This is a genomic window from Geodermatophilus sp. SYSU D01176, assembly GCF_054050015.1.
Genome location: NZ_JBJGYN010000005.1, coordinates 123330 through 134999 on the forward strand (window position 1 = coordinate 123330; position 11670 = coordinate 134999).

14 protein-coding genes are annotated in these 11670 nt (G+C 75.6%); 2 read left to right on the top strand and 12 right to left on the bottom strand.

The features are described from left to right. Positions 1–58: 58 nt before the first annotated feature. The 11 genes from ACI78Z_RS05280 to ACI78Z_RS05330 form a co-directional block, all read right to left on the bottom strand. Positions 59–679 carry a GDSL-type esterase/lipase family protein gene (locus tag ACI78Z_RS05280; protein ID WP_457035477.1) on the bottom strand — a complete coding sequence of 207 codons (621 nt, stop codon included), beginning with the start codon at positions 677–679 and terminating at the stop codon, positions 59–61. Positions 680–834: 155 nt separating this feature from the next. Continuing rightward, on the bottom strand, positions 835–1605 hold the full coding sequence (gene fabG, locus ACI78Z_RS05285) for a 3-oxoacyl-ACP reductase FabG (protein ID WP_457035478.1): 771 nt from the start codon (positions 1603–1605) through the stop codon (positions 835–837). 108 nt (positions 1606–1713) lie between these two features. Continuing rightward, on the bottom strand, positions 1714–2133 hold the full coding sequence (locus ACI78Z_RS05290; RefSeq protein ID WP_457035479.1) for a DUF350 domain-containing protein: 420 nt from the start codon (positions 2131–2133) through the stop codon (positions 1714–1716). Positions 2134–2314: 181 nt separating this feature from the next. Beyond that, positions 2315–2716: an AAA family ATPase gene (locus tag ACI78Z_RS05295; protein WP_457035480.1), complete on the bottom strand. Its 402-nt coding sequence runs from the start codon at positions 2714–2716 to the stop codon at positions 2315–2317. 131 nt (positions 2717–2847) lie between these two features. After that, entirely contained in the window at positions 2848–3111 is a 264-nt protein-coding gene (locus tag ACI78Z_RS05300) for a hypothetical protein (protein ID WP_457035481.1), read from the bottom strand. 88 nt (positions 3112–3199) lie between these two features. Continuing rightward, positions 3200–4519, bottom strand: coding sequence for an AI-2E family transporter (locus ACI78Z_RS05305; protein ID WP_457035482.1), 1320 nt, complete (start codon positions 4517–4519; stop codon positions 3200–3202). 144 nt (positions 4520–4663) lie between these two features. Then, positions 4664–5077: an ankyrin repeat domain-containing protein gene (locus ACI78Z_RS05310; RefSeq protein ID WP_457035483.1), complete on the bottom strand. Its 414-nt coding sequence runs from the start codon at positions 5075–5077 to the stop codon at positions 4664–4666. Next, complete coding sequence (locus ACI78Z_RS05315; RefSeq protein WP_457035484.1) at positions 5074–5871, bottom strand: dienelactone hydrolase family protein; 798 nt, start codon at positions 5869–5871, stop codon at positions 5074–5076. The genes ACI78Z_RS05310 and ACI78Z_RS05315 overlap by 4 nt, the downstream gene beginning before the upstream one ends. A 38-nt stretch (positions 5872–5909) precedes the next feature. After that, a complete protein-coding gene (locus ACI78Z_RS05320) occupies positions 5910–6455 on the bottom strand; it encodes a hypothetical protein (protein WP_457035485.1) in 546 nt (181 codons plus the stop codon). Between the two features lie 105 nt (positions 6456–6560). Beyond that, positions 6561–7148 (bottom strand): hypothetical protein, encoded by a 588-nt coding sequence (locus ACI78Z_RS05325; RefSeq protein WP_457035486.1) that lies wholly within the window; start codon positions 7146–7148, stop codon positions 6561–6563. A 38-nt stretch (positions 7149–7186) separates the two neighbouring features. Beyond that, a complete protein-coding gene (locus tag ACI78Z_RS05330) occupies positions 7187–7654 on the bottom strand; it encodes a PPOX class F420-dependent oxidoreductase (RefSeq protein WP_457035487.1) in 468 nt (155 codons plus the stop codon). A 75-nt stretch (positions 7655–7729) separates the two neighbouring features. Between ACI78Z_RS05330 and ACI78Z_RS05335 the strand changes: the two genes are divergently transcribed. Both ACI78Z_RS05335 and ACI78Z_RS05340 read left to right on the top strand, forming a co-directional pair. Beyond that, the gene (locus ACI78Z_RS05335; protein WP_457035488.1) at positions 7730–9082 is read left to right on the top strand and encodes an AI-2E family transporter; all 1353 of its coding nucleotides are present in this window, start codon (positions 7730–7732) and stop codon (positions 9080–9082) included. 80 nt (positions 9083–9162) lie between these two features. Next, positions 9163–10116, top strand: coding sequence for a proteasome assembly chaperone family protein (locus tag ACI78Z_RS05340; protein ID WP_457035489.1), 954 nt, complete (start codon positions 9163–9165; stop codon positions 10114–10116). 11 nt (positions 10117–10127) lie between these two features. On the opposite strand, the gene ACI78Z_RS05345 is transcribed toward ACI78Z_RS05340, so the two are convergent. Next, positions 10128–11447, bottom strand: a complete 1320-nt coding sequence (locus tag ACI78Z_RS05345) for an MFS transporter (protein WP_457035490.1) — start codon at positions 11445–11447, stop codon at positions 10128–10130. Positions 11448–11670: the final 223 nt, after the last annotated feature.

Sequence of the window (11670 nt, forward strand, 5' to 3'; positions counted from 1 at the left end):
CGACGGCGTGTCACCAGGCGACGACCCCGTGATCAACTCGGCTCGGCGCCGTCGCGGATCAGGCGGCGGCAGCGTCCCGGCGGGCGTGGGCGGCGGCCACCACGTGCGGGACGAGCGCCTGGGCGATGTGCGCGTAGCCGGCCGACGACGGGTGGAAGCGGTCGGCGGAGAACAGCGCCGGGTCGGTGCCGAACGCGACGGAGACGGCGTCGGAGACGGCCGCGACCATGGAGCCGTGGGCGCGGGCGACGGCGGCCTGCTCGCGCTGCAGGGTCGCCGAGGCGGTCTGCACCAGCGGCCGCAGCGCCGGCGGCACCCACGGCACCGACGACATGTCCGGCGCCGGGACGACGACCACGTCGGTGCCGGCCGCCCGCAGCCCGGCCAGCGCGCCGGCCAGGGCGGCGGCCGCCTGCGCCGGCGGCACCAGCCGGGCCAGGTCGTTGGCGCCGACGACGACCACGGCGAGGTCCACGTCCAGCGGTGCGGCCCGCCGGACCTGCGCGGCGAGGTCGCGCGACACCGCCCCGGGCACGGCCAGCACGGTCAGCTCGACGTCGTACCCGGCGTCGGTCAGCGCCGCGGCCAGCCGCGGGCCGAGGGCGTCACCCGGACCGGCGGCGCCGGAGCCGTACGCGAGGGAGTCACCGAGCAGGGCGAGTCGGAGGGGCGTGCGCATCACGTCCTGTGCAACACCGGCGCACGCACCGCCATGCCCGCCCCGGGAACGCGACAGGGCCCGGCCGGGAGCACTCCCGGCCGGGCCCCGTCGCGCGGCCCCCCTGCAGGGCCCCGCCGCGAGCCTGCGATGGTGGGGGGCAGGGGGGTCCTCTCTCAGGCCTTCGGGCCGCCGGCGGCGTAGACGACCTGGCCGGACACGAAGCCGGCGCCCTCGCTCACGAAGAACGAGGCCAGGTGCGCGATGTCCTCGGGCTGGCCGACCCGCTGCACCGGGATCTCCTTGGCGGCGTAGGCGATGAAGTCCTCGAACGCCACGCCCATCCGGTCGGCGGTCGCCCGGGTCATCTCGGTCTGGATGAAGCCGGGTGCGATCGCGTTGGCGGTGACGCCGAACTTGCCCAGCTCGATCGCCAGGGTCTTGGTGAAGCCCTGCAGACCCGCCTTCGCCGTCGCGTAGTTGGCCTGGCCCCGGTTGCCCAGCGCCGAGGTGCTGGAGAGGTTGACGATCCGACCCCAGCAGGCCTCGATCATGTGCTTCTGCACCGCGCGGGTCATGAGGAAGGCGCCCCGCAGGTGCACGTTCATGACCGTGTCCCAGTCGGCCTCGGTCATCTTGAACAGCATGTTGTCGCGGATGACGCCGGCGTTGTTGACGAGCACCGTCGGGGCGCCCAGCTCGGCGACCACGCGGGCCACCGCGGCCTCGACCTGCTCGGCGTCGCTGACGTCGGCGCCGAGCGCCACCGCGCGGCCGCCGGCGGCCTCGATGACCTGCACCGTCTCCTTGCCCGCGGCCTCGTCCAGGTCGAGCACGCCCACGGCGAACCCGTCCTGCGCCAGCCGCTTGGCGACGGCCGCACCGATGCCCCGTGCGGCTCCGGTGACGATCGCCACGCGGGCCCCGGTGCTGTTCGACTCGCTCATCTGTTCGTCCCTCTCCGATTCTGCGCCGTCCGGTGCGCTGGATCACACGGTACGGACCGGCTCCGGGAGGCTACCGGCGGGTAGCCGCGGATCGGGGGACGACGCGGGTCACGGCCAGATGCTGGCGACGACGATCCCGGAAACGGCCAGCTGGACCGCGGCGAGGACCAGGCTCGCCGGGTGGAAGGCCACCTCGGTCACGTGCCGGCCGAGCTTGCCGGGGGTGAGGACGTCGAGCACCACGAACGCGACCGCCTGCAGCACCACGCCTAGCACGCCGAAGACGACGGTGTAGAGCAGCGCCGTCCCGAAGCCGCTGGTGGCGTTGGTCCAGATGGCCGCGAAGATGACCAGCCCCTGGGCGAGGAACCCGGCGGCGAGCACGATCCCGGCGTTGACCGACCGGTCCTCGTGGATGTGCCGGCCGAGGCGGCCGGGGGTGAGCAGGTCGAGCACCACGAAGCCGAGGGTCAGCAGCACGATGCCGACCCCGGTGTAGGCGACGGCGTAACCGATGCTGGCCAGCACGAGGGACCTCCGGGGGATGCGGGACGGGCGGACGCCGGACGTGTCTACCGCACCGGTGCCCCCTGGTCGGCCCTCGGCGTGCCGGACGCGGTCGCTCCCTCAGCCGGCACTACCTCAGCCGGCTTCCGCGCCCCGGTCCGCTGCCCGCTCGCCGGCGCTGGCTGCGATGCTCCCGAGGCTGTCAGCCGGCGACGACGTCCACGCGGTCGAAGCCCTCGGCCGCCGACGGGGGCACGAAGCGCGCCGCCGTCCCGTACAGCCCGGCCGGCGGCACCCGGGCCCGGCCCTCCCGGGCGTCGTTGCGCGCGGCGCAGACCGGCACCGGGGTGTCCAGCCAGACCGCGCGGACGCCGACGCCGGCCGCCCGGGCCGCCGCGACCAGGGCGGCCCGGTCCCCGGGCGTCGGGTTGGTGTTGTCGACGACGACGCTGCTCCCCCGGGCCAGCAGCTCGGCGACCACCCGCTGCTGCCGGGCCTCGCGGCGCCGGGCGTGGGGCCAGTGGTCCTTGCTGACGACCGCGTGCGTCGCGGCCAGGTGCCCGCGCACCCAGGTCGACTTGCCGCTGCCCTGCAGACCGGCCATGACCACCAGCTCCTGGGCCGGCCCCGCCCCCGTGCAGGGTCCCGCGCCGGCCCCGTCCAGAGGCTCACCGCGAGCCTGCGAGCGGTGAGGAGGACGGGGTCCTCCCATGGTGGGGGGCACGGGGTCCTTCCTCAGGCGGTCTGGCGCAGCGGCGTCACGTCGGCGTCGTCGTCCGCCACGGGGCGGGGCGCCGGGTGCTCCACCAGCGCCAGGACCCGGCCGGCCATGAACCGGGCGGTGCGGACGGCGGTCCCGCCCCGGGTGGTCTCGGTGACCTCGACCAGCCCGCGGCCGTGGCGCACGTCCACCCGCCGCCCGGCGCGGGTGGCCTCGATCTCGTAGGTGCGGGTGCTCCCGCCGGCGTCGATCACGACCTCGACACGGTCGCCCTTCATGGCGTCCTCCAGACGTCACGCCGGGCGGGGTGCCCGACATGGGGACAACGTCCTCCAGGGGTCCGACATTCCGTGCTGACCTGCGGTTTCAGCCTTCCGGGGGGCGTCGGTGCGGCCGCGGGACGTGCAGCGCGCGGACCGAGGCCAGCGCCGCGCGGCGGGCGTGCGCGCGCTGGCGGGCGCGGCTGGTCCGAGGGGCTCTCGGTTCCTCGCGCAGCATCGCGTCGAGCCAGTGGCCGCGGGGGTCGACGTCCACGAGCAGCGCCTTGAGCAGCAGGGTGAGCGGGATGGCCAGCAGCGCGCCGAGCGCGCCGAGCACCCAGCCCCAGAAGAGCAGCGCGACGAAGGTGACCGTCATCGACAGCCCCACCGAGTCGCCTACGAACCGGGGCTGGATGAGCGTCTGGACGACGAAGTTGAGCAGTGCGTAGACCGCGACGACGATCCAGAAGTCGGTCCAGCCGCCGTCGAGCAGGGCCAGGATCGCCGGCGGCACCAGGCCCAGGACGAACCCGATGTTGGGCACGTAGTTGGTGATGAAGGACAGCAGCCCCCACACCACCGGCAGCGGGATGCCGATGACCATCAGCGCCACCGTGTCGCCGACCGCCACGATCCCGCCGAACACCGTGCTCACCCACAGGTAGCTGCGGGTGCCGCGGGCGAACAGGCCCAGCGCGATCGGCAGGTGCGGGCGCTCGGCGGCGACGAGCGCCAGCCGCCGGCCGAACCCGCCGGACTCGATGGAGAGGAAGACCAGGGCCGCCAGCAGCAGCACCAGGGTCGAGGCGGTGTCCGTGGCCCGCGACAGCACGCCGGTGGCCACGCCGACCAGCTGGCTGTAGTCGAACCGGGCGACGAGGTCGGAGAGCTGGCCGGAGACGATGCCCCGGTCGTTGAGGTCGGCGACCACCGAGGCGACGAGCGCCTCGGCCTCCCCGGCGTAGTTCGGCAGCAGGGCGGCGAACTGGGCGATCGACACCACCAGCAGCCCGACGAAGCCCAGCAGGACGGCCCACACGAGCAGCAGCAGGACGCTGGCGCTCGCCCAGCGCGGCCAGCCGTGCCGCTGCAGGAAGCGCTGCACCGGCGCGAGGGCGATGACCACGACGAGGGCGAGCAGCAACGGGCCGACCAGCCAGGCGATCGAGCGGACCCCGGCGATCGCGATCGTCGCTGTGGCGGCGCCGATGAGCAGCACCATCCAGCGCGGCATGCCGCCGGTCGGCGGCCCGAGCGCGTCCTCGGGCAGCAGGTCCGCCTCGGTCCGGGGTACCGCGGCGGCCTCTGCCGCGGCCCGCGCCTCGAGCGCGGCGCTCTGCGCCTCGGCGGCCGCGGCAGGCGGCACGCCGGTGGCCCCGTTGGCCTGCGGGACGTCGGTCCCCGGGACACCCCGCTGTGTGGTCACCGTCGGTCGCCGCAGCCCTCGACGCCGGCGGGCGCGCCGGAGCAGCCGGTGCCGGGAGGCCCCGGGTGGATCCCGACCATGTGCCCTCCTCCGCGGATCGCCGCGCCGCCCGGGCCGTCAACCTGGCACGCCCGACCGGCCGGCTCAGGGACGCGCACCGTCCAGCAGCGCGGTCATCGTCGGCAGGTCGAAGAACGCCGCGGTCTCCCGGGCGGTCGGGCCGCCGGCGTCCGGGTCGGCCCCGGCCGCCAGCAGCGCGCGCACCGTCTCCGCCGACTGCTTGAAGACCGCCGCGGCCAGCGCCGTCTGCCCGCGGTCGTTCACCCGGCCGGCGTCGGCGCCGCGGTCCAGCAGCGCGGCGACGGTGTCCGGGTGGCCGTGGTAGGCGGCCAGGATGAGCAGCGTGTCGCCCTTGTCGTTGGTCAGGTTCGCCGGCACCCCGGCGTCGACGTAGGCGGCCAGCTGCTCCGTCGCCCCGCCGCGCGCGAGGTCGAACACCCGCGCCGCCAGCTCGACGACCCCCGGGTCGATGGGGCCGCTCCCCTGCTGCTCGCTCACGGCGTCGAGGGTAGGAGCTCGGTCCGCCGGCCGGGTCGCTGCGACCGCCCGCCGGCGGCCACCCGGTCGGTGAGGGCGAGCACGCGGCGCCAGACGTCGGCGCAGGCCTCGGCCCAGTCGCCGTGGGCGCGGTCGAAGAAGGAGTGCGGCGCCCCGTCGTAGACGGCCGTCTCCACCTGCGCACCGCCGGCGCGCAGCCGCCCGGCCAGTGCCAGCTGGTCCTCGACGGGGGTGGCGGCGTCGGCGCCGGCGATCACCATGAGCGTCGGGCGGACGGCGGGCGCCTCGCCGGTCAGCTCGGGCCTGCCGTAGAAGCCGACGCAGGCGGCCAGGTCCAGGTCGCTGCCGGCAAGCCGCCACGCGTGGCTGCCGCCGAAGCAGAAGCCCACGGGAACCACCGGGAGGTCCGGGCGGGTGCGCTCGCGCAGGTAGGCCACCGCCGCGGTGACGTCGGCGTCCACGCCGGACGCGGTGACCCGCGGGATGTGGGTCCGCCAGTCGAAGTCCTGCCCCCGGGCGCCGGTCCCGGGCAGCTCCGCCGTCCGCCCGAACCAGTCCACGGCCAGCGCCGGCAGCCCGGCCTGCGCGAACCGCTCGGCCAGTGCCACGTAGTACGGGTGCAGCCCGCGGATGTCGGGCAGCACGACCACGCCGGCCCGGGCCTCGCCGGCCGGCGCGGCGTACGCGGCGGCGACCTCGGTGCCGTCGGTGGAGGTCAGCGTCAGCGTGCCGCGCTCGGCGACGTCCCCGCTCCTCGGCGGTGCGGGCGGGCGGCTGTCGGGGTCGTGGCACATGCCGCCGGTTGTACCCGGGGGGACACGGCGCCGCCCGCTCAGGTGTCCGCGGCGGCGTCGGCGGGGCCGGGGTGGCCGCCGAAGACGCCGGCGGCGACCTCGCGGCGCACGTCGGCCAGCCAGTGGTGCTGCCGGTCGGCCTGGTCGATGAGCCGCTCGAACAGCGCCTTGTCGATGCGGGGGTCGGCCTCGGCGGCGGCGCGCAGCGTCTCGAAGCCGGCCCGCTTGGCCAGCACCGCGGTGGCTATGAACTCGAACTCGACCAGGTCCGACAGCGGCGACCGGGTCAGCAGGTGGCCGTTGAGCTTGGCGCGGGACAGCTTCTCGCCGAGCCAGACCGCGGCCTGCTTGTACTCGCGCACGGGCAGCCCGAGGGCCGCCATGGTGCCGCGCAGGGCCGACCGCTCCTCCCGCAGCTCGTCGAGCAGCTGCTCCAGCCGCGGCTCGTGGGGGGTGCCGCGCCAGCGGCCGAGCATGCGGCTGACGAGCTCGATGCCGCCGGTGGCCGAGGCGAGGTGGTCGTTCGTGTAGACGCCGAGCAGGTCGGCGTGGCGGATCCCGCCTGGTGCGGTCGGCTCGGACACGGGCTCTCCCGGGGACGCAGGTGCGGCTGGTGCGCCCATCCTTCCCCGGCGGTGATCACCGCGCGCGGCGGCGGTCCCAGCGGTGCGGGGCCTGGACGGCGGCGCTCAGCCAGCCGCCCGGGCGAGCAGCCGCGCGGCGGTCGGGCGCAGCTCGCGCTCCAGCTCCCACAGCCCCGCGGCCAGCCGCTGCCCCACCGCCTGCCGCGAGACGCCGAGGGCGGTGGCGGCGCCGGCCTGGGTGCGCCCGGCCCCGACCAGGTCCACCGCCTCCCACGCCTGCGGGCTGCGCCGCTGGACGACGACGGCCAGCGCGCTCAGCACCGCCTGGGCGTCGGCGGCGTCGGCCGGGACGGCGCCACGCACGGCCAGCCGGACGCTGCGCTGCCCGGCCGCGTCGACCGCCCGGCGGGCCCACAGGTACGCGGGCCCCGCGCCGGCGCGGGTGCCCTCGGGCAGCGGCATCTGCACGGACCCCGCCCCGACGCCGATCCTCCAGCCGCCCGCGCGCACCAGGCGCAGGACGACGTCCACGACGGCAGCGGGGTCGGCCAGCACCCCCTGGACCTCGTCCCCGGCCGTCCGTTCGAAGGGCAGCACCGTCGGGACGCCGTCCGCCAGCCGGCGCAGCACACCGGCCACCCGGTCCGGGCCGCGGCTGCCGGCCTGCTGGTCGACGGTCAGCACGTAGGGCACTGCGCCAGCCTGCGGGCTCGCCCGGCCCCGGGCAAGCCTCAGAGCTTGTCGACCACCTCCGGCGGGAAGCCGCCGGTGGCGATCGGCCCCCACCGCTCGATCGTGACGCGCAGCAGCGACTTGCCCTGCCGGGTCATCGCCGCCCGGTACTCGTCCCAGTCCGGGTGCTCGCCGCTGATGGCGCGGTAGTAGTCGACCAGCGGCTCCAGCGCCTCGGGCAGGTCGAGCACCTCGGCGCGGCCGTCGACCTGCACCCACGGGCCGTCGAAGTCCTCGGACAGCACGCACAGCGAGACGGCCGGGTCGCGCCGCGCGTTGGCCGCCTTGGCGCGCTGCGGGTACGTGGAGACCACGACCCGCCCCTCCTGGTCCAGGCCGCAGGTGACCGGGGACAGCTGCACGCCCCCGCCGCTGCGGCGGGTGAGGAGCACCGCCTTGTGGCGCGGGCGGAGGAAGTCCTCGAGGGCGGCACGGTCGACCCGGTCGGCGGTGGCGGTTCTCGGCATGGCCCGGACGGTACGACGGCCACGTCATGATCGTCCCGGCCCTCCCCGGGGTAGTGGCCTGCTGTGATCGACCGCATGAGGTCCCGACTGTCCGGCCGCCCGGACGCGGCGTCCGCCCCCGGCTCCGGGGAGGAGCCGACGGCGACGGCCCGGACGCCGAACTTCGCCGCGGTGCCCACCGCCGCGATGACCGCGAGCCCCGCCCCGAGCAGCGAGCGGGGGCCCCGGCTGCAGAAGGGCGTCCGGGCGGTCGCCATCGCCTCGGCGCAGCTGCTGCTCATCGCGGCCGGGGTGGTGGTGGTCGGCTGGGTCCTCGGCAAGCTGTGGCCGGTCCTGCTGCCGGTCATCCTCGGTCTGCTCTTCGCCACCGTGCTGTGGCCGCCCACCCGGGTGCTGCGCCGGTTCCGCTTGCCGCCGGCGCTGGCCGCGCTGGTGGTGCTGCTGGGCTTCCTCGCGGTCGTCGTGGGCTTGTTCTCCTGGATCGTCCCGCAGGTCGCCGACCAGACCGACGAACTGGCCGACGCGGCCACCGCCGGACTGCAGGACGTGCAGCAGTGGGTGACCGGCCCGCCGCTGAACCTCGGCGAGGACCAGATCGGCCAGGCGGTCGACCAGGTCATCAACAGCATCCAGGGCAACGCGCAGAACATCGCCGGCTACGCGCTGACCGGCGTCTCGGCCGTCGGCAGCGGCCTGCTCAACCTCGTGCTCGCCCTGGTGCTGGCGTTCTTCTTCATCAAGGACGGCCCGCGCTGGCTGCCCTGGCTGGCCGCCCAGACGGGCCCCAGGGTGGCCCCGCACGTGGCCGCGCTGTCCTACAAGACGTGGACCACGCTGTCGGAGTTCATCCGGCAGCAGGCCCTGGTCGGCTTCATCGACGCGCTCTTCATCGGCCTGGGCCTGTGGATCCTCGACGTCCCACTGGTGCTGCCGCTGGCGGTCCTGACCTTCTTCGGCGCGTTCATCCCCATCATCGGTGCGTTCGTCGCCGGCGCGTTCGCGGTGCTCATCGCCCTGGTCAGCAACGGCTGGCAGACCGCGTTGATCGTCCTGGTCATCGTGCTGGTGGTGCAGCAGGTCGAGGGCAACGTGCTGCAGCCGATCCTGCAGGGGCGCGGGCTCAACCTGCACGCGGCCGTGGTCATCCTGGCCGTCACCGCCGGCGGCAGCCTGTACGGCATCCTCGGCACCTTCCTGGGCGTCCCCGTGGCCGCGCTGATCGCCGTCGTCTACCGCTACATCCGCGACGAGCTCGACGGCCGGACGCCGGAGGTCGCCGACGACGGCACCCGGGTGCAGGTCACCGGCGACGAGACGGGGGCCACGGTCGTCCGGGAACGGGTCGCGACCCCGGCCGGCGGTGCCGCGGACGGCGGTTCGGGAGCCACCCCGGCCGGTGGCGAGGACCCCGCCCCACCGCGGGCCTGACCCTCCCGGGGGACCCGGGAATGCCGGCCGCACCCCCGGAGCTGATCCGGAGGAGACCGTGATCGACAGGAGGCACCACCGTGGCGCAGCGACCGGAGGAGCTCGTCGAGCTGCTCCCCGAGGCGGGGCCGTTCCTGGCCCGTGAGGCCGAGGTGAGCGGGGCCGGGGACCGCCGCGGGCTGGTGCTGGTGCACGACCTCGCCGGCGAGTTCGACGCGGCCTCGGCCAGCGCGCTGGCCGGTGCGCACCTGCTCCGCGCGTTGCCGCACCAGGTCGTCGCCCGGTTCGACGTCGACCGCCTGGTCGACTACCGCGCACACCGGCCGCGGATGACCTTCCACGGCGACCGCTACGAGTCCTTCGCCGCGCCGGAGCTGCTGCTGTACGCGCTGGAGGACGACGCCGGTGAGCCGTTCCTGCTGCTGCACGGCGCGGAGCCGGACTTCGCCTGGGAGCGCTTCGTGGTCGCGGTCGGCTGGCTGGTCGAGCGGCTGGGCGTCACCTCCGTGGTGTCGCTGCAGGCGATCCCGATGCCGGTGCCGCACACCCGGCCGGTGACCGTCACCGCGCACGCGACGCGGCGGGCGCTGATCGCGGAGTACCCGGTGTACTGGGGCGAGATGCGGATCCCCGGCAGCGTCCCCGCGCTGCTGGAGCTGCGGATGGGCGAGGCCGGCGTCGACGCGTACGGGGTGGCCGCGCACGTGCCGCACTACCTCGCCCAGGCGACCTTCCCGGCGGCCTCGCTGACGCTGCTGGAACACCTGTCGCGGCTGACCGGGCTGCACCTGCCGACCGAGGAGCTGCGGGAGGCCGCCGAGGCGCACCGCACGGAGGTCGACGAGCAGATCGCGCGGTCGCCGGAGAACACCGCCGTCGTCGCGGCGCTGGAGCAGCAGTTCGACCAGTTCACCGCCGCCCGGGAGGGCAGCGACCTGCTCGGCGAGGTCGGCGAGGTGCCCAGCGGCGAGGAGCTCGGGGCGGAGTTCGAGCGGTTCCTGGCCGAGCAGGACCGCAAGCGCCACCGGGACTGAGCCGGCCGGGCTCAGCCGACGACGTCGTCCCGGCGACGGGCCAGGCTGAACGCGACGGCCCCGAGCAGCCCGACGACGGCGAAGAGGTGGAAACCCCCGGGGAAGGCGTTACCGGTGGCGAACAGGGCGCCGGTGATGGTCGGCCCCACGATGGCCCCGACCCGGCCCGCGCCGGCGGACCAGCCCAGCGCCGTCGCGCGGACCTGCGGCGGGTGGTTGGCGCTGACGAACGCGTAGACCAGCACCTGGGCGCTGAAGACGAAGCACCCGGTCAGGAACACCATGGCGTAGATGCCGACGATCGGGAGCCTGATCGACAGCAGCGCCAGGAAGAGCGCGGCCCCGGTGAACCACACCACGCCCGCGGCCCGGGCGCCGATCCGGTCTGCGACGGCTCCCGCGACGAGCAGTCCGACGATGGCGCCGACGTTGAGCACGAGGAGGAAGGCCAGCGCGGCACCGAGCTCGTACTCGGCCTCCCGCATGATCGTGGGCAGCCAGTTGTTCAGGCCGTAGACGAGCAGCAGACCCATGAACGACGTGATGCCGATGACGACGGTGTTGCGCACGTAGACCGCGGTGAACAGCGTCCGGACGGTGGCGGCGGCACCCGCCGCACCGGCCTCCCCCGCGTGCTCGGCGACCGGCGCAGCCGGGGTCTCCAGCTCCAGGCCGTACCGCCGCGCGACCTCCTCGGCCTCGGCCCGCCGTCCGTGGGAGACGAGGTAGGACGCCGACTCGGGCAGGTGGCGCAGCATGAGCGGGATCAGGACCACCGCGGGCAGCGCGCCGATCACGAACATCCAGCGCCACCCGAGGCTCGGGATCACCACGATCGCCAGCGCGGCCGTCGTCACGGCTCCGACGTGGTAGCCCGTCATGATCGTCGTCGTCGCCCGACCGCTGCGGCCGGAGCGGCTGAACTCGTTGACCATGGCGATCGCCGTGGGGAGGCAGCCGCCGAGGCCGATCCCGGCGAGGAAGCGCAGCACGCCGAACACGAACTCGTTGGGCGCGAAGGCGCACGCGAGCGTGAGCAGCGAGAACGCCGCGACCGCCCCGATCAGCGCCTTGCGCCGGCCCACGAGGTCGGTCAGGGTCCCGACCGTCAGCGCGCCGATCATCATGCCGACGAGGCCGATGGTGATGACGAACGTCGTCCCGGCGCCGGACAGCGCCCACTCCTCCGGCGACTGGAGGGTCGGCACCACGGTGCCCACCACCACCAGGTCGAAGCCGTCGAGCAGGACGGCGATCCAGCACAGCGGGGCGACCGAGCCCGCCGCGCGGCTCGCCGCCGCCTGGCCGGTGCTCGTCGGCGTGCTGCCCATGTCTCCTCCTGGCGCGACGCTGATGGTCCCGGGCAGACGGTAGGTGAGCCACGCCACGCCGACCCAGCGCGCGCTCCCGGCCACTGGAAGCCGGTAGGCCGACAGACGGCACAGCGGGGGGGGGGGGGGGGGGGGGGGGGGGGGGGGGGGGGGGGGGGGGGGGGGGGGGGGGGGGGGGGGGGGGGGGGGGGGGGGGGGGGGGGGGGGGGGGGGGGGGGGGGGG

What these genes read in the sequence shown, in the direction of transcription:
- ACI78Z_RS05280 (WP_457035477.1), bottom strand. Translation starts at nt 679, where the DNA reads ATGCGCACGCCCCTCCGACTCGCCCTGCTCGGTGACTCCCTCGCGTAC.
- fabG (WP_457035478.1), bottom strand. Translation starts at nt 1,605, where the DNA reads ATGAGCGAGTCGAACAGCACCGGGGCCCGCGTGGCGATCGTCACCGGA.
- ACI78Z_RS05295 (WP_457035480.1), bottom strand. Translation starts at nt 2,716, where the DNA reads ATGGCCGGTCTGCAGGGCAGCGGCAAGTCGACCTGGGTGCGCGGGCAC.
- ACI78Z_RS05300 (WP_457035481.1), bottom strand. Translation starts at nt 3,111, where the DNA reads ATGAAGGGCGACCGTGTCGAGGTCGTGATCGACGCCGGCGGGAGCACC.
- ACI78Z_RS05315 (WP_457035484.1), bottom strand. Translation starts at nt 5,871, where the DNA reads ATGTGCCACGACCCCGACAGCCGCCCGCCCGCACCGCCGAGGAGCGGG.
- ACI78Z_RS05330 (WP_457035487.1), bottom strand. Translation starts at nt 7,654, where the DNA reads ATGCCGAGAACCGCCACCGCCGACCGGGTCGACCGTGCCGCCCTCGAG.
- ACI78Z_RS05335 (WP_457035488.1), top strand. Translation starts at nt 7,730, where the DNA reads ATGAGGTCCCGACTGTCCGGCCGCCCGGACGCGGCGTCCGCCCCCGGC.
- ACI78Z_RS05345 (WP_457035490.1), bottom strand. Translation starts at nt 11,447, where the DNA reads ATGGGCAGCACGCCGACGAGCACCGGCCAGGCGGCGGCGAGCCGCGCG.